General features: G+C 54.5%; 16 protein-coding genes. 10 read left to right on the top strand and 6 right to left on the bottom strand.

All coding sequences use genetic code 11. The features are described from left to right. Window positions 1-583: type I glyceraldehyde-3-phosphate dehydrogenase (locus ACTHYN_RS05300; protein ID WP_441811430.1), on the bottom strand; the 583-nt coding region annotated here is incomplete at its 3' end. Further along, on the bottom strand, window positions 583-2,583 hold the full coding sequence (gene tkt, locus ACTHYN_RS05295; protein ID WP_441811429.1) for a transketolase: 2,001 nt from the start codon (window positions 2,581-2,583) through the stop codon (window positions 583-585). The genes ACTHYN_RS05300 and tkt, both read right to left, overlap by 1 nt. 255 nt (window positions 2,584-2,838) lie before the next feature. Between tkt and ACTHYN_RS05290 the strand changes: the two genes are divergently transcribed. The 7 genes from ACTHYN_RS05290 (at window position 2,839) to ACTHYN_RS05260 (ending at window position 10,279) form a co-directional block, all read left to right on the top strand. Beyond that, window positions 2,839-3,843 (top strand): metalloregulator ArsR/SmtB family transcription factor, encoded by a 1,005-nt coding sequence (locus ACTHYN_RS05290; RefSeq protein WP_441811428.1) that lies wholly within the window; start codon window positions 2,839-2,841, stop codon window positions 3,841-3,843. 156 nt (window positions 3,844-3,999) lie between these two features. Then, entirely contained in the window at window positions 4,000-5,190 is a 1,191-nt protein-coding gene (gene metK / locus ACTHYN_RS05285) for a methionine adenosyltransferase (protein WP_441811427.1), read from the top strand. Window positions 5,191-5,328: 138 nt separating this feature from the next. Then, the gene (gene ahcY / locus ACTHYN_RS05280; protein WP_441811426.1) at window positions 5,329-6,702 is read left to right on the top strand and encodes an adenosylhomocysteinase; all 1,374 of its coding nucleotides are present in this window, start codon (window positions 5,329-5,331) and stop codon (window positions 6,700-6,702) included. A gap of 12 nt (window positions 6,703-6,714) precedes the next feature. Next, window positions 6,715-7,584 carry a methylenetetrahydrofolate reductase [NAD(P)H] gene (gene metF, locus ACTHYN_RS05275; protein ID WP_441811425.1) on the top strand — a complete coding sequence of 290 codons (870 nt, stop codon included), beginning with the start codon at window positions 6,715-6,717 and terminating at the stop codon, window positions 7,582-7,584. A 412-nt stretch (window positions 7,585-7,996) separates the two neighbouring features. Then, window positions 7,997-8,755, top strand: a complete 759-nt coding sequence (locus tag ACTHYN_RS05270) for a transporter substrate-binding domain-containing protein (RefSeq protein WP_441811424.1) — start codon at window positions 7,997-7,999, stop codon at window positions 8,753-8,755. A 92-nt stretch (window positions 8,756-8,847) separates the two neighbouring features. After that, entirely contained in the window at window positions 8,848-9,519 is a 672-nt protein-coding gene (locus ACTHYN_RS05265; RefSeq protein ID WP_441811423.1) for an amino acid ABC transporter permease, read from the top strand. A 13-nt stretch (window positions 9,520-9,532) separates the two neighbouring features. After that, window positions 9,533-10,279: an amino acid ABC transporter ATP-binding protein gene (locus tag ACTHYN_RS05260; RefSeq protein ID WP_441811422.1), complete on the top strand. Its 747-nt coding sequence runs from the start codon at window positions 9,533-9,535 to the stop codon at window positions 10,277-10,279. 56 nt (window positions 10,280-10,335) lie between these two features. Here ACTHYN_RS05260 and ACTHYN_RS05255 read toward each other — a convergent pair whose 3' ends face one another. From ACTHYN_RS05255 to ACTHYN_RS05240, 4 genes are all read right to left on the bottom strand, one after another. Beyond that, entirely contained in the window at window positions 10,336-10,857 is a 522-nt protein-coding gene (locus ACTHYN_RS05255; RefSeq protein ID WP_441811421.1) for a DNA-binding protein, read from the bottom strand. Beyond that, window positions 10,847-11,119: a hypothetical protein gene (locus ACTHYN_RS05250; RefSeq protein ID WP_441811420.1), complete on the bottom strand. Its 273-nt coding sequence runs from the start codon at window positions 11,117-11,119 to the stop codon at window positions 10,847-10,849. Before ACTHYN_RS05250 ends, ACTHYN_RS05255 begins: the two co-directional genes overlap by 11 nt. 192 nt (window positions 11,120-11,311) lie before the next feature. After that, window positions 11,312-11,602, bottom strand: coding sequence for a type VI secretion system PAAR protein (locus ACTHYN_RS05245; RefSeq protein WP_441811419.1), 291 nt, complete (start codon window positions 11,600-11,602; stop codon window positions 11,312-11,314). Window positions 11,603-11,640: 38 nt separating this feature from the next. Next, window positions 11,641-12,129, bottom strand: coding sequence for a DUF2505 domain-containing protein (locus ACTHYN_RS05240; protein ID WP_441811418.1), 489 nt, complete (start codon window positions 12,127-12,129; stop codon window positions 11,641-11,643). A 179-nt stretch (window positions 12,130-12,308) separates the two neighbouring features. Between ACTHYN_RS05240 and ACTHYN_RS05235 the strand changes: the two genes are divergently transcribed. The 3 genes from ACTHYN_RS05235 (at window position 12,309) to ACTHYN_RS05225 (ending at window position 15,737) form a co-directional block, all read left to right on the top strand. After that, entirely contained in the window at window positions 12,309-13,658 is a 1,350-nt protein-coding gene (locus ACTHYN_RS05235) for an adenosylmethionine--8-amino-7-oxononanoate transaminase (protein ID WP_441811417.1), read from the top strand. A 16-nt stretch (window positions 13,659-13,674) separates the two neighbouring features. Further along, window positions 13,675-14,403 carry a 16S rRNA (uracil(1498)-N(3))-methyltransferase gene (locus tag ACTHYN_RS05230; RefSeq protein ID WP_441811416.1) on the top strand — a complete coding sequence of 243 codons (729 nt, stop codon included), beginning with the start codon at window positions 13,675-13,677 and terminating at the stop codon, window positions 14,401-14,403. Between the two features lie 104 nt (window positions 14,404-14,507). Continuing rightward, a complete protein-coding gene (locus ACTHYN_RS05225; protein WP_441811415.1) occupies window positions 14,508-15,737 on the top strand; it encodes a DUF445 domain-containing protein in 1,230 nt (409 codons plus the stop codon). The last annotated feature ends 64 nt before the right edge of the window (window positions 15,738-15,801 follow it).

The raw sequence follows: 15,801 nt of genomic DNA, 5'->3' as shown, positions 1-15,801 counted from the left end.
TTACCGGCTGGTCGTTCATGGCGGCGTGGATGGTGGTGGTACTGCCCTGCTCCACACCGAAAGCCTTATCGAGCACGGTAATGACAGGCACCAGGCAATTGGTGGTACAGGAACCTGCGGCCACTATTTTGTCTGTACTTGCAATTTCCGCATCGTTAATGCCGAACACCACAGTGCGGTCGACATCCGATTCTGCGGGCTGGGAGAACAACAGTCGCTTCGCGCCCGCGTGGAGGTGCTGTTCCGCCGTTGCCCGGTCTGTGTAGGCACCGGAGCATTCCAGCACCAGATCGATATCCAGTTCATGCCACGGCAGTTCTGCAGGATTTGAGTGGCGAAGCACTCGAATAGCATCACCATTAATGACAAGGTCCTGACCTTGCACCGCGATGCTTCCCGTAAACCGGCCATGGGTGGAATCGTAGCGGGTTAGATGCGCAATGGTGTCAATATCAGAAAGCTCGTTAATCGCGACCACCTGCAGGCGATCGCGAAAACCGTTTTCGTACAAGGCACGCAACACGCACTGGCCAATACGGCCGTACCCGTTGATCGCAACACGAAAAGGCGCGGAATCTGTCATCAGGCGTCCAGCAGTTCTGCAGCCACTTCCAGTACGTTGTCCACTGAGAAGCCAAATTCCTTGAACAGTTCACCGGCTGGTGCAGACTCGCCAAAGGTGGTCATGCCCACCACACGGCCATCCAGGCCCACGTACTTATACCAGTAGTCGGCAATGGCCGCTTCGATGGCAATGCGGTTAGTGACCTCAATCGGTAAAACCTGCTGCTTATAGTCCGCGCTCTGAGCATCGAACACATCGGTAGATGGCATGGAGACCACACGTACCTTGTGGCCCTGCTCTCGCAACTGGGCGGCGCTGTCTTGTGCCAAACCAACTTCGGAACCGGTCGCAATCAGGATGAGATCCGGCTCGCCGTCGCTGTCAGATAGCACGTAGGCACCCTTGGCAACGTTGGCCAACTGTTGTGCATCACGCGCTTGGCCGGGCAGACCTTGGCGGGAGAAAACCATGGCCGTTGGGCCATCTGTGCGCTCCAAAGCAGACTTCCAGGCGACAGCAGATTCTACTGCGTCGGCTGGGCGCCAGGTGCTCATGTTTGGCGTGGTGCGCAGGCTGGCAAGTTGCTCAACCGGCTGGTGAGTGGGGCCGTCTTCGCCCAGGCCAATAGAGTCGTGGGTAAAGACAAAAATAGAACGCTGCTTCATCAGTGCAGCCATGCGCACGGCGTTACGGCAGTATTCCATGAAGATCAGGAAGGTTGCGCCGTAAGGTACAAAGCCACCGTGCAGGGCAATGCCGTTCATGATGGCGGCCATGCCGAATTCGCGCACGCCGTAATAAATGTAGTTGCCGCTGGCGTCTTCTTTGGTTACGCCTTGGGTGCCGCCCCAGATGGTGAGGTTGGAACCCGCCAGGTCGGCGGAGCCGCCCAGCAGTTCTGGCAACATAGGGCCGTATGCATTCAGGGTGTTCAGGGAGGCCTTGCGGCTGGGAATGGTCTCGCTCTTGTCCTGACATTCCTGAATGTATGCCTGAGCTTTTTCAGAGAAATCGGCGGGCAGATCTCCGGCCATGCGGCGCTTTAGCTCTGCAGCCAGCTCGGGCTCGGCCTTTTCGTAAGCCGCAAAGGCGTCGTTCCAGGCGCTTTCTGCACTGGCGCCTTTGTCTTTGGCATTCCAGGCGCTGTATATGTCAGCCGGAACGTCAAACGAGCCGTGCTCCCAGCCCAGCTCCTTGCGGGTCAGTGTAATTTCGTCATCACCCAGCGGTGCGCCATGGCTGCTTTCAGAACCTTGCTTGTTCGGCGAACCAAAACCAATAACGGTTTTGCAGCAGATCAATGAAGGCTGGTCGGTATTACTGCGGGCCTGCTCAATCGCCGTACGCACTGCCTCACCATTGTGACCGTCAACCGCCGGAATAACCTGCCAGCCATAGGCCTCAAATCGCTTTGGCGTATCGTCAGTAAACCAGCCATCAACCTTGCCATCAATGGAAATGCCGTTGTCGTCGTAAAACATGATCAGCTTGCCCAGGCCCAAAGTGCCTGCCAGAGAGGATACCTCGTGGGAGATACCTTCCATCAGGCAGCCGTCACCCAGAAACCCGTAGGTGTAGTGATCAACAACATCGTGGCCCGGGCGGTTAAACTGCGCCGCCAGGGTTTTCTCTGCCAATGCGAAGCCTACTGCGTTTGCAAGCCCCTGCCCCAAAGGACCTGTGGTGGTTTCTACGCCCGGGGTATAACCGTATTCCGGGTGGCCTGGTGTTTTCGAATGCAGTTGGCGGAAGTTTTTGATGTCATCAATAGAAACGTCGTACCCGCTCAGGTGCAGCAAAGAATACTGCAGCATAGAGCCGTGGCCGTTGGATAAAATGAAACGGTCGCGGTTAGCCCACTGTGGATTAGCCGGGTTATGGCTCAGGTAATCGTTCCACAGCACCTCGGCGATGTCCGCCATGCCCATGGGCGCACCCGGGTGGCCGGATTTGGCTTTCTGAACCGCATCCATGCTCAGCGCGCGAATGGCGTTGGCGAGATCTTTACGAGATGGCATTAACGTTTCTCCAATGTTTTTCAGGGATAGTAAGGAAATCCTGAGCTTTTCGTGGGGCAATAAAAAGCTGTTCAAAAATCTGGCGCGTATTTTCGCCGATTACGGTGTGCCGGGGCAAATCGACGTGCCGTTTCTGTGTGAATATCCCTACTCGGATTACCGAAAGAGATTGATTTCAAAGAATGATAAATCTATATCAAAAAATTTTGATATGGCTATTGATTGAGCACTCCAACCCACTTACACTTCGCAACCATGACAAGTTTAAGTACACACGCTAACCAAATTTCCTCCGTAGACGTGCTCGCCCCTATTTTTAAGGCGAGTGGCGACCCGTTACGCCTGGAGGTTTTGCGGGTGCTGCGCCGCGATACATTTGGCGTACTGGAGCTGAGCCAGCTCTTTGATATGCGCCAATCCGGCATGAGCCATCACTTGAAGGTGATGCACAAGGCGGGGCTTTTGGAGCCGCAACGTGAAGGCAACGCGATTTTTTATCGCCGCCCGCTGCATCTGGATAACGAAAAGGCCACAGACCAAACCATTCGCCAGATTTTTGAGGCGGTAGATCGTGCACCTTTACCTGCGCACCTGCAGGAAAAGATTGAATCCATTCGCAACCAGCGTGCGGACCAGTCGCAGGCATTTTTCTCCCGGCACTCAGAGCAGTTCCGGGAGCAGCAAGAACTGATTGCCGCGTTTGATCTGTACGCGGCGCCAGTAGAAGACATGATCCGCCAGCGCACGCGAAAAACAAGATGGCAAACCGCTTTGGAAATCGGCCCGGGCGAAGGCGGGTTTCTACCCGTGCTTTCCGAACTTTGCGAACACGTTGTAGCCCTGGATAACAGCCGGGATATGCTCGCCAAAGCAACGCGCACCTGCACCGATGAAAGCCTGCACAACATTGATCTGATTGAAGGTGTAACCGACACACTACTGGCCCGCGGCGATGCGTTTGACCTTGTAGTGGCCAATATGGTGCTGCACCACGTACCCAGCCCGGCCGATATTTTTCTGGATGCTGCGGCACTGATGAACAACGGCGGTTGCCTGGTGGTTAGCGACCTGTGCAGCCACGACCAGGATTGGGCAAAAGAAAACTGCGGCGACCTCTGGCTCGGCTTCGAACCGGAAGAACTGACTGCCTGGGCTGCAGAAGCCGGCCTGAAAGCCGGCGAGCAATTATTTATCGGCTTGCGTAACGGGTTTCAGATTCAGGTAAGGGAGTTCTGGAAAACCCACAGACCGCTGCGGTGATTGAGCATCGCAAACGCCCCGAGAGGAATATCAAAAAATTTTGATATTGGCGTAAGTAGTAGTACTTACGCGCTGAAAACAACTTTTGCGGCCGGAACCTGTAACACCTTACAGGCGCCGGCAAGATTTCAAAACGCTCACAAGAGGAGCAAACCTATGTCTGACTACAGCGTGTTCACCTCCGAATCGGTCTCCGAAGGCCACCCGGACAAACTGGCCGACCAGGTCTCCGATGCCGTTCTGGATGCCATCCTGACGGAAGATCCACACGCCCGTGTGGCTTGCGAAACCATGGTAAAAACCGGCGTCGCCATTGTCGGCGGTGAAATCACCACCAGCGCCTGGGTTGATCTGGAAGACCTGGTTCGCGACGTGATCAAAGACGTGGGCTACACCTCCTCAGACGTAGGCTTCGACGCCGACACCTGCGGCATCATCAACATCATCGGCAAGCAATCCCCGGAAATTGCCCAGGGTGTAGACCGGCAAAAACCGGAAGACCAGGGTGCCGGCGATCAGGGTTTGATGTTCGGCTACGCCAGCAACGAAACCGAAGTACTGATGCCCGCCCCCATCACCTTTGCCCATCGCCTGATGGAACGCCAGGCTGAAGCCCGCAAAAACGGCGTACTGCCGTGGTTGCGCCCGGACGCCAAAAGCCAGGTAACCTGCCGCTATGAGAACGGCAAAGTGGCCGGCATAGACGCCATCGTACTCTCAACCCAGCACGACCCGGACGTCAGCCAGGCCGACCTGAAAGAAGCGGTGATGGAACTGATCGTAAAACACACACTGCCGGCGGAACTGCTGCACAAAGACACCCAGTTTCACATCAACCCCACCGGCAAATTCGTCATCGGCGGCCCCGTGGGCGACTGCGGGCTTACCGGCCGGAAAATCATTGTAGACACCTACGGTGGCATGGCCCGCCACGGCGGCGGCGCTTTCTCCGGCAAAGACCCCTCAAAGGTTGACCGCTCCGCTGCCTACGCCGGCCGCTACGTAGCCAAAAATATCGTCGCCGCCGGCCTTGCCGAAAAATGCGAGATCCAGGTGTCCTACGCCATCGGCGTGGCCCAGCCTACTTCTATCTCCGTAAACACCTTCGGCTCCGGCAAAATCGGCGACGACAAAATCATCGAACTGGTACGCCAGCACTTCGACCTGCGCCCATACGCAATCACCAACATGCTCGATCTGCTGCACCCCATGTACAGGGCCACAGCAGCCTACGGCCACTTTGGTCGCGAGCCGCAGGAAGTGACCGTTGGCGGCAAAACCTTTACCACGTTCCCGTGGGAAAAGACTGACCGCGCGGCAGCTCTTCAGGATGCTGCTGGTATTTAACGAGTTTTTTGGCGTATTCCAGATGGCTTTCGCCGAAATTTAAACAAGGTGGTGGGGGTATCCCCACCGCCGGCAGGCAAAATTCAGAGGCCCGAGAAGTACACCTCCCGAGCCAAACAGAACAAACTGGAGAACAGAATGAGCAACTTCGAAGATTTCAAAGTCCGCGATATTTCCCTGGCAGACTGGGGCCGCAAAGAGACCACCATCGCCGAAGGCGAAATGCCCGCCTTGATGGCACTGCGCGAAAGGTACAAAGCAGAGCAGCCGCTGAAAGGCGCCAACATCATGGGCTGCATCCACATGACCATCCAGACCGCCGTACTGATTGAAACACTGGTGGAACTGGGCGCAAACGTACGCTGGTCATCCTGCAACATCTTCTCCACCCAGGATCAGGCAGCAGCCTCAATTGCTGCCAAAAACATCCCCGTATTTGCCTGGAAAGGCGAAACCGATGAAGAGTACGACTGGTGCCTGGAACGCACGATTGGCGCCGACGTGGAAGGCTGGGCACCCAACATGATTCTGGACGACGGCGGCGACCTCACCGCCCTGCTCCACGAAAAATACCCGGACGTTCTCGCCAACTGCCACGGCGTAACCGAAGAAACCACCACCGGCGTACACCGCCTGCAGGAAATGCTGCGCGACGGCACCTTGAAAGTGCCCGCCATTAACGTGAACGATGCCGTTACCAAATCCAAGAACGACAACAAATACGGCTGCCGCCACAGCCTGAACGACGCCATCAAGCGCGGTACCGACCACCTGATGGCCGGCAAAAAGGCGCTGGTAATTGGCTACGGCGACGTAGGCAAAGGCTCTGCCGCTTCCTTACGCCAGGAAGGTATGATCGTAAAAGTGACCGAAGCCGACCCAATCTGCGCCATGCAAGCCTGTATGGACGGCTATGAAGTAGTGTCTCCGTACATCAACGGCGTAAACACTGGCACTGAAGCCGGCGTAGACAAAGCCCTGCTGCAGGCCACCGATCTGCTTGTAACCACCACCGGCAACATGAACGTGTGCGATGCCCACATGCTCAAGGCCCTCAAATCCGGCGCGGTTGTGTGCAACATTGGCCACTTCGATAATGAAATCGACACCGCCTTTATGCGCAAGAACTGGGAATGGGACGAAGTGAAGCCTCAGGTTCACGTGATTTACCGTGACAAGGCCGTTAATGACCACCTGATCCTGCTTTCCGAAGGCCGCTTGGTAAACCTGGGCAACGCTACAGGCCACCCGTCACGCATCATGGATGGCTCCTTCGCCAACCAGGTTCTGGCGCAGATGTACCTGTTCGAACGCAAGTTCGCAGACCTGCCGGAAGATGCCCGCGCCAAAGGCGTTTACGTGCAGGTTCTGCCCAAGCAACTGGACGAAGAAGTCGCCCGCGCCATGGTTGAAGGCTTCAGTGGTGTCATCACCAAGATGACCCCGGAACAAGCGCAATACATCGGTGTACCGGTCGAAGGCCCGTACAAGCCGGAAAGCTACAAGTACTGATCGGATAATAAGATGCAATCCCAGAAACAGTTTAAACGTCGCTTCAGCTTTGAGTTTTTCCCGCCCAAGACAGACGCGGGTAAAGAAAAACTGCAAACGGTGCGAAATCAGCTTGCCGGAGTGAACCCGGATTTTTTCTCGGTCACCTTCGGCGCGGGTGGCTCCACCCGGGAACGCACCATTGAAACCGTTGTCGGCCTGCACAAGCAGGGCATTTCTACAGCGCCACACCTCTCCTGCGTCGGTGGCACGCGGGCAGAGATAGCAGAACTGCTGGATGTGTATAAAGACAACGGCATCAACCGAATCGTCGCCCTTCGGGGTGACATGCCTTCGGGCATGGGGGCATCCGGCGAAATGCGTTACGCCAATGAGTTGGTCGAGTTTATTCGCGAGCACAGCGGCGATCACTTTAATCTGGAAGTAGCGGCCTACCCGGAGTTCCATCCCCAGGCTCGCAATGCTGAAGAAGACCTGAAAAACTTCGCCCGCAAGGTAGAAGCCGGCGCCAACAGCGCCATTACCCAGTACTTCTTTAACGCAGACAGCTACTTCTATTTTATCGACCGTCTGGAAAAGCTCGGGGTAACCCTGCCCGTGGTGCCCGGCATTATGCCGATCGTGAACTTTTCCAGCCTGGTGCGGTTCTCTGATATGTGTGGTGCCGAAATACCACGCTGGATTCGCAAGCAGCTGGAAGCTTATGGCGATGACAAAGAGAGCATTCGCAAGTTCGGTGAGGAAGTAGTCACCAATATGTGTGAGAAGCTTCTGCAGGCTGGCGCGCCAGGGCTGCACTTTTATACCCTGAATCAGGCTGAGCCGAGCATTAGTATCTGGAAGAATCTGGGGATTAGTGAGCGGGAGAAGATTGCCTTTTGAGGTGACCGCTCCTCCCCTCTCCCCAACCCCTCTCCCGCAAGGGGCGAGGGGCTTAACGCGTTACTCCCCCTTAGCTCTTGGCAGAAGCCGCCAGCCCACGAGTGGGTTACTCCTTGCCCATACGATAACTTGTGTAACCCATGTTGCCGGTTTGTTCTGTTACCTATGTTGCCGGTTTGCACAGGGTTACTCCCTCTCCCCTCGCGGGAGAGGGCCGGGGAGAGGGGGGGAGCAATCCATGCCCCGCCCTACACGCCAACCCTTTGATTCCATGCGCCTAGCAAAATAATAGTCTAAGATGCAGTTGATGCAGTTCCACTAATGCTCCCCGGGAGCCACAGTCATTAACAGTGATCCTTCTGGCCTGCCTTATAAGGCAAACGGAGCCACATAAGAAAGAAAAGGAGAAAGCATGAGCACGAAATGGCTGAAAACACTGGGCACTGGCCTGGCACTGACCGTAGCGGCAAGTTCCGTTAGCGCTGAAACCCTGCGGGTGGTTACCGACCCCAGCTTTGTTCCCTTCGAGATGATGGACCAGGAATCCGGTGAAATGATCGGGTTTGATATGGAAATCATCTCCGAAGTGGCTGATCGGGCCGGGTTCGATTACAACCTGAACACGATGGATTTCAACGGCATTATTCCCGCACTGCAAACGGGCAACGTCGATATCGCCATTGCCGGCATTACCATTACAGAAAAACGCGGCAAGATCGTAGACTTCTCAGACCCATACTACGATTCGGGTTTGCGGATTCTGGTGCGTAGCAACAACGACGATGTAACCGAGTTGTCTGACCTTGAGGGCCTGAAAATCGGCTCTAAAATCGGCAGTACCAGCTACGATTTTCTTAAGAAAAACCTGGACGATAACGATGGTGTAACGCCATACCCAGGTAGCTCAGACATGTACATGGCACTCATGTCCCGCTCGGTAGACGCCGTGTTCTACGACGCTCCCAACGTGGGCTATTTTGCCCGCACCAAAGGTGAAGGCAAAGTAAAAACCGTTGGCAAGCTGTACGAAGGTCAGCAGTATGGTATTGCACTGAAAAAAGGCAGCGAGTGGGTTGACGAAGTAAACGACGCCATCGCCTCAATGAAAGAAGACGGAACCTACAAAGATATCTACGAAAAGTGGTTTGGCCCAATGCCAGAAGACAAGTAAAGGCAGAAGGGCCACCAGGCCCGTTCCTTTTGTAGCGTCGGGGCACTCAGCCCCGGCGACTTCTGTTTCAACCCCCTGCGGAGACGCACACTGTGGAATCCCAGTTCCAATTTGACTGGCAAGCAGCCATCAACTCTATCCCTTATCTCGTCAAGGGCATTCCTTACACTCTGATGATTTCGTTTGGCGGCCTGCTGATCGGTTTTGCCTTGGGCATCGTTTTCGGTTTGCTCAGCATCAACAAAAACTGGTTTCTTAAATGGCCTGCCACGGCCTATATCGAAATCTTTCGTGGTACCCCCATTCTCGTTCAGGTTCTGTTTATTTTCTACGGCCTGCCTGATCTGATTGGCGGCCCTATCGACCCTCTCACCGCCGGTATTGCCGCAATTGCACTAAACTCGGGCGCTTACATTTCTGAGGTAGTGCGTGGTGGCGTACAGTCGATCGACAAAGGTCAGAGCGAGGCCGGGCTGTCTCTGGGCCTGTCGCGCACTCAGACATTCTGGTCGATCATCTGGCCACAAGCCTTCCGGCGCATGATACCGCCGCTCGGCAACCAGGCTATTGTCAGTATCAAGGACACCTCCCTGTTCTCGGTTATTGGCGTAGGCGAGCTTGTTCGCCAGGGCCAGGTTTACATTGCCAGCACCTTCACCGCGTTTGAGGTGTATTTTGTGGTCGCGATTATGTATCTGGCCATTACCCTCTCACTGTCCCTGATTCTTCGCCTGATTGAACGGCGCGGACTGGCCTCTGTCTGAAGGAACCTGACCCATGACTCAGATTGTGCAAATGAAGGGCATGAACAAGTACTTCGGCAAACTGCATGTCCTTAAAGATATTGATTTAACCGTAGAGCAAGGCGAAGTGGTGGTGGTTATCGGCGCCAGTGGCTCTGGCAAATCCACGCTGATCCGTTGCGTGAATGGCCTGGAGGAGTTTGAATCTGGACAACTGTCGGTAGAAGGCCAGGCACTCGCCCCAAAAGGCGGCAACCAGCAGGCCCTTTCGGAAATCCGCAAGGAAGTCGGCATGGTGTTCCAGCAGTTCAATCTGTTCCCTCACCTTACGGTGAAAAAGAACATCATGCTGGCGCCCCAGAAAGTTAAGGACACACCGAAAACCGTCGCCAACGCGACTGCAGAGCGCCTGCTGGAACGCGTAGGCATCGGCAGCCAGGCCGACAAATACCCCACCCACCTTTCGGGAGGCCAGCAACAGCGCGTAGCCATCGCCAGAGCGCTGGCCATGGAACCGCGCCTGATGCTGTTCGACGAGCCCACCTCGGCGCTGGACCCGGAAATGATCGGCGAAGTGCTGGATGTCATGCGCGAACTGGCAAAGGAAGGCATGACCATGATAGTGGTCACCCACGAAATGGGCTTCGCCCGGGAAGTGGCAGATCGAGTGATCTACATTCACGAGGGGCAGATTGTAGAGCAAGGAAAGCCCGGCGACGTGTTTGATAACCCCCAAAACGAACGCACTCAGGCGTTCCTCTCCAGGGTGCTGGCGCACTGACCGCTGTGATCAAAGCCCCCGAGTCGGGGGCTTTGTCATTGTGCGGGCATTAACCGTCAGGCGATTTCCTGCAACTGTGTCTGCAGTTTAAGATCCACTCGCCCCGCTTCACGCGCAATATTTACTCCCATACTAACCCGCGCCACGTCTAAAAGGTCGGGCGAAATGAAACGGTTCTGCTTATCCGAAAACCACACCAACACATCCGCCAGGTGCCAAATTGCAGACGTACCTTCATGCAATGGAAGAGGAAAACTGGCTAGATGGGTCTGAATAAGCTTGCGCATATTCTGGCGAGAAAAGTCCAGGAGCCTCGCCATATCAGAGATGCCAACGAGATCAGGCGCAGCCTCAATCAGCCGAGTCTGCGGAAGAGCCTGTTTCACGTCTCGCAGGGCGGACAATATTGCTGTTTCGGCCGATACCGTCTCGCGAGTGAAATTCAGGGCCAGCCTTCCCTTCTGACCAAGGCCTATAATGGCGTCATCGCAGCCGGCCTCGAATAGCCGTTCTTCGATCTTATCGAGAGCAATCTCTGGAATCGCAAAGGTCAGTGAGAAATCAAAATCACGATGCATGACCATTTCCTCCTGCTTCGTCCTGGCTCCCGGAGCACTTATCCACAATGCGACGAATCTGCCGGGCATGGTTACCCGCGCTCTTCGGTGTGCTCCAGATACTGGCCACACAAAACTCGCCACATCGGCACTGTGTATCGTTGAAAGGGCAATACATTCGCCCCCAGGCATGGCCGCTTCGCATTTCAATCCGCCAGCCTTTATATTCTGCGTGGGCAATAGCGGCCTCGATATCCTTATCAGTGTGACGTTTCCTTTTCATAGCATCCTGCTACGCTGATCAAATAGTACTCAAAAGGTTGTCGGGCGACAACCTTTCCGAAAAACGTTTTTCAATTTCTTTTCTATCCCCACTCACTAGCCGCAGAGGCAGATTCAAACCGGCTGCACAGAGTTCAAGCCCCGGCGACTGACAAAATGCGCTATTGATCATTCGACAATGGTCAGATAAACATCAATCCCCAATAATCACCGAACCAGACCCAATGGCCACACCACCACAAGTAACCGCACTGCCGGTTATCGCCGCAGGCTGCCCGTTAATCATTACGGTGCTGGAACCGCCAGCAATGGCGCGGGGGTGTGGCGGGTGTTTCGGCTTGGAGTGCGGCGCCAGCGGGTCGCCCAGGCGGGCGACGGGTTTGCCATCAACCAGAACATCGGGGGAGCCTGCCAATACCGGCGTAGGCGGGAAACCTTCGTGATCGGAGCCCAGGTCTCCGAGAAGCACAACTGCTTTGCTCATGTCGCATCCTTTGCGTCAATTTCATCCTTGATTAATTATCATAACATCTGCTGTATGATTTCGTACTCTCGATCAATTTTAACGCTGCAATCATTTGCCAAAAATGCTGCAATCTTTTTGCCTAACAATGGCACATCGCACCGCACGTTCAGTGTCAGATAATTGGTGCATGCTTCTTTTGTCCCTTCCAGCTTCATCATGCCTTTGATCTTCGCTGGCACGCCTTCAATATGTACGCGAAATTCACAGTGCCACTCGCCGTCGCTCTTGCGAAACCAGTGCTCTTCCTGCTTTACCTGATTCCATTCCCGGTGGAAGCTGGCGAGCATACCAGGCACCTCTGTTGAAGACGTCATTTGCCGCTCTACAACCAGCTTTGCAGAAGCATCGCTCTTCTCCAGTTCGGCCACGCGCGCATTCCGCGCGCCCAGGAGGGTATTTTTCTCAAGGATGTGATCCTTATCGAAGAAAGCTTCAAGCACCCGCCCGATGCCTGCCTGATAAGGGTGTGTCAGTTGAAACTCCATATAAAACAGCCTTTGTTAATGATGGCGGGATTTTGGGATGAGAAAAAGCTACGCGCATTGGCCAGCCAGTCAGCCCTCCGCGGCACAGTAGTCAGCAACCGCTGTTAACTGTATTATTCGAAAAGGTTAACAGCCGCCAATTTATGATTCCCTGACCATCACCCTATCGGAGAGCCAGTATGCGCAATGCCGACCTTGTAGCCCGCGATCTCAAGTCTGTGTGGCACCCTTGCACTCAAATGAAAGACCACGAATCCCTTCCTCTCATCCCGATAAAAAGCGGCAAAGGTGTTTGGCTCAAGGATTTTGAAGAAAATCAATACATTGATGCTGTCAGCTCCTGGTGGGTGAATCTTTTTGGTCATGCTAACCCAAGAATCAACGCGGCCATTCAGGAGCAGGTTGGTACCCTGGAGCACGCTATGCTGGCGGGGTTCACCCACGAACCTGTGATCAATCTGTCGGAGCGATTAATCGAGGTCACCCCGCCGGGGCTGAATAAATGCTTTTACGCCGATAATGGCTCGTCGGCCATCGAAGCCGCCCTGAAAATGAGCTACCACTACTGGAAAAACCTGGGTAAACCCAACAAGAAAAACTTCGTGAATCTGGGCAACAGTTATCACGGTGAAACTCTGGGCGCTTTAGCTCTGGGCGACGTCCCGCTTTATAAAGACACCTACCAACCACTGTTGATGGAGGTGCTTACTGCGCCTTCGCCGGATGCTTTTAATAAAGAGGCTGGCGAAACCGACGAGGATTACGCCCGCCGCCAGTTTTTAGCTATGGACGCTCTGCTGGCCGAAAAACACGAAGAAATCTGCGCTGTGGTGGTAGAGCCCATGATTCAGTGCGCCGGTGGCATGCGCATGCACCATCCTGTTTACCACACCCTTTTACGCGATGCCTGCGACCGTTATGGCGTACACTTGATTGCCGACGAAATTGCCGTGGGCTTTGGTCGTACCGGCACCCTGTTTGCCTGTGAACAATCCGGAATCACGCCGGATTTCATGTGCCTTTCCAAGGGCCTGACCGCCGGTTACCTTCCGCTCTCGGTGGTGCTGACCACAGATACGGTCTACAACGCCTTTTACGATGACTACAACACCCTGAAGGCTTTCTTGCACAGCCACAGCTATACTGGCAATCCCATTGGCTGTGCCGTTGCATTGGCAACCCTGGATATCTTTCGGGACGACAATGTTATTGAGAACAACCGAAGGCTCTCTGCATGCATGGCAGATTCGGTTGCACACCTGGCCGACCACCCGAACGTGGGAGATGTTCGCCAACACGGAATGACCCTGGCGATAGAAATGGTGAAGGACAAAGCTTCCAAAACGCCCTTTCCCTGGCAGGAGCGTCGTGGTTTGCGTGTTTATCAGCACTCTCTCACCCGCCAGGCCTTGCTTCGCCCCCTGGGTAATGTGGTTTACTTCATGCCGCCTTACGTCATCAACGAAGATCAGATTCGCCATCTGGCCCAAGTCGCGACCGAAGGCATCGACATCGCCGTTCGAGACTGATCAAGGTAAAACACCCATGCGCAGAATTTATACCGGCTCGCCATTGAGCGAAGGGCACCACGTGGAACTGGATGAAAATGCCGCCCAGCATGTCGGCCGCGTATTGCGCATGCAGCCAGGCCAGGAGCTGAAATTGTTCAATGGCGATGGCCGGGATTACCCAGCTACCATTACCGAAGCCGGCAAGAAGCGGGTGGAGGTACTTATCGGCAAACCCGAGGCCAATCTCACGGAATCGCCCCTGCAAATCACCCTTGGCCAGACACTGTCCAAGGGTGATCGCATGGATTATGCCGTTCAAAAAGCAGTAGAAATGGGTGTCACCCGCATAGTGCCGCTAACCACAGAACACTGCGATGTAAAACTGAAAGGCGACCGGGAAGAAAAACGCTTACGTCATTGGCAGTCGATTGCGGTCAGCGCCGCAGAACAATGCGGCCGTGCCCGCGTACCTGACATATCGCCAGTGATGACGGTAGCACAATGGTTGGAACACAGTCGTGAGTGCGACCTGCGCCTGGTGTTACACCACCGAACTGGCCAGTCACTGGAATCCATTGCGAAGCCTGGCCACATAGCTTTGATGATAGGCCCTGAAGGCGGCTTAACAGCAGACGAAATAGCACTGGCACAGAAAGAAGGCTTCCTGCCCGTTGCCCTGGGCCCAAGGGTTTTGAGAACAGAAACCGCCCCGGTCGCGGCCATGTCTCTTTGCCAGTGGTTATGGGGGGACATAGGCGACTGATCCATATTGTCACCTTTCGAGGTCTCGCGGGTCATTGACAGGCACTGGTCACCCAAACATTATCCAACCCGCAAATATAAACAAAAAGTGAGTGCGAGCCCCGGATGACAAGTTTGCTTACCACCCCAGAGTTCTGGCAATACCTCAGTATTCCCGTTATTGCAGCACTCATTGGCTGGATCACCAATGGGCTGGCCATCAAAATGACCTTCTTCCCACTGGAATTTATCGGCAAGCCACCTCTTCTGGGCTGGCAGGGCATCATTCCCTCAAAAGCCCGAAAAATGGCAGCCATCAGCGTAGACGCCACTATCTCCAAAATCGGTACTGTGCCGGAAATTTTTCAGCAGATTGATCCGAAAGTCCTCGCAGCTCACATTGTCCATTCGGTAGAGCCACGTACCGAAGAGTATGTGGATGAGATGATGCTTAGAGAGTACCCGACATTTTGGGAGAACCTTCCCACCTCTGCCAGGAAGATGGTTTACGACAGGGTTCGAAAATCCACACCACAACTGGTTGATAATCTGATAGGCGACATCTCTGACAACATAGAAGATCTGTTAGATATCAAGGGCATGGTGGTTGAAAGACTGGCTACTGACAAGCAATTGCTGAACCGTATCTTTTTGGAGTGCGGCGAGGCCGAGTTCAAGTTTATTATTAACTCCGGTTTCTATTTCGGCTTTCTGTTTGGCCTTGTTCAGATGGCGGTTTGGTATCACGTGCAAAGCTGGTGGGTACTGCCTTTTTTCGGGCTATTAGTGGGTTGGGCAACCAACTGGATTGCACTGAACGTTATATTTCGCCCTTTGCATGCCAAAAAGGTCGGCCCTCTCTCGATTCAGGGCTTGTTCCTGAAACGGCAACCTGAGGTTGCAGCCTCTTTCTGCCGCATAGTGACCCACGAAATACTGACGGTCGGCAACATCATCAACGCTATAATGGAAGGGCCCAAAGGCGATCGCGCCCGTAACATGGTGAAGAAGCATATCAAGCCGGTTGTGGATGAAACCGCGGGCATGGGCAAAGCGCTGACTCAGGTGGCTTTCGGCCCAACGGGATTCGCCACCCTGAAAAACCAGGTGGGTGAAAAGGCCATCGAACTTTCAAAAACGTCCTTTACCAATCCGGTATTTGAGGCCGATAGGGCCCGCGCGGTTGAATCCATTATGGTAGAGAGAATGTCCGCCCTCTCTTCCGAAGAGTTTCAGGAGCTGCTTCGCCCATGTTTTCAGGAAGATGAAATTAAACTGATCCTGGTCGGTGCAACCCTGGGCCTGGTAGCCGGTATCTGCCAGCTGGTCTTTGTATTCGGCGGGGCTTTGGCATAAATGTTTGCTGCATGAAGCGGGTTTAGTCTGTGCAAGCTTGTAGGGGATCTTTATACTGCGGAAG

It is taken from the genome of Marinobacter sp. (assembly GCF_052091845.1).
Classification (GTDB): Bacteria; Pseudomonadota; Gammaproteobacteria; order Pseudomonadales; family Oleiphilaceae; genus Marinobacter.
The sequence above is the reverse complement of the archived record's forward strand: the minus strand, read 5'-3'. Positions and strand labels throughout refer to the sequence as shown.

What these genes read in the sequence shown, in the direction of transcription:
- tkt (WP_441811429.1), bottom strand. Translation starts at nt 2,583, where the DNA reads ATGCCATCTCGTAAAGATCTCGCCAACGCCATTCGCGCGCTGAGCATG.
- ACTHYN_RS05290 (WP_441811428.1), top strand. Translation starts at nt 2,839, where the DNA reads ATGACAAGTTTAAGTACACACGCTAACCAAATTTCCTCCGTAGACGTG.
- metK (WP_441811427.1), top strand. Translation starts at nt 4,000, where the DNA reads ATGTCTGACTACAGCGTGTTCACCTCCGAATCGGTCTCCGAAGGCCAC.
- ahcY (WP_441811426.1), top strand. Translation starts at nt 5,329, where the DNA reads ATGAGCAACTTCGAAGATTTCAAAGTCCGCGATATTTCCCTGGCAGAC.
- metF (WP_441811425.1), top strand. Translation starts at nt 6,715, where the DNA reads ATGCAATCCCAGAAACAGTTTAAACGTCGCTTCAGCTTTGAGTTTTTC.
- ACTHYN_RS05270 (WP_441811424.1), top strand. Translation starts at nt 7,997, where the DNA reads ATGAGCACGAAATGGCTGAAAACACTGGGCACTGGCCTGGCACTGACC.
- ACTHYN_RS05260 (WP_441811422.1), top strand. Translation starts at nt 9,533, where the DNA reads ATGACTCAGATTGTGCAAATGAAGGGCATGAACAAGTACTTCGGCAAA.
- ACTHYN_RS05255 (WP_441811421.1), bottom strand. Translation starts at nt 10,857, where the DNA reads ATGCATCGTGATTTTGATTTCTCACTGACCTTTGCGATTCCAGAGATT.
- ACTHYN_RS05250 (WP_441811420.1), bottom strand. Translation starts at nt 11,119, where the DNA reads ATGAAAAGGAAACGTCACACTGATAAGGATATCGAGGCCGCTATTGCC.
- ACTHYN_RS05245 (WP_441811419.1), bottom strand. Translation starts at nt 11,602, where the DNA reads ATGAGCAAAGCAGTTGTGCTTCTCGGAGACCTGGGCTCCGATCACGAA.
- ACTHYN_RS05240 (WP_441811418.1), bottom strand. Translation starts at nt 12,129, where the DNA reads ATGGAGTTTCAACTGACACACCCTTATCAGGCAGGCATCGGGCGGGTG.
- ACTHYN_RS05235 (WP_441811417.1), top strand. Translation starts at nt 12,309, where the DNA reads ATGCGCAATGCCGACCTTGTAGCCCGCGATCTCAAGTCTGTGTGGCAC.
- ACTHYN_RS05230 (WP_441811416.1), top strand. Translation starts at nt 13,675, where the DNA reads ATGCGCAGAATTTATACCGGCTCGCCATTGAGCGAAGGGCACCACGTG.
- ACTHYN_RS05225 (WP_441811415.1), top strand. Translation starts at nt 14,508, where the DNA reads ATGACAAGTTTGCTTACCACCCCAGAGTTCTGGCAATACCTCAGTATT.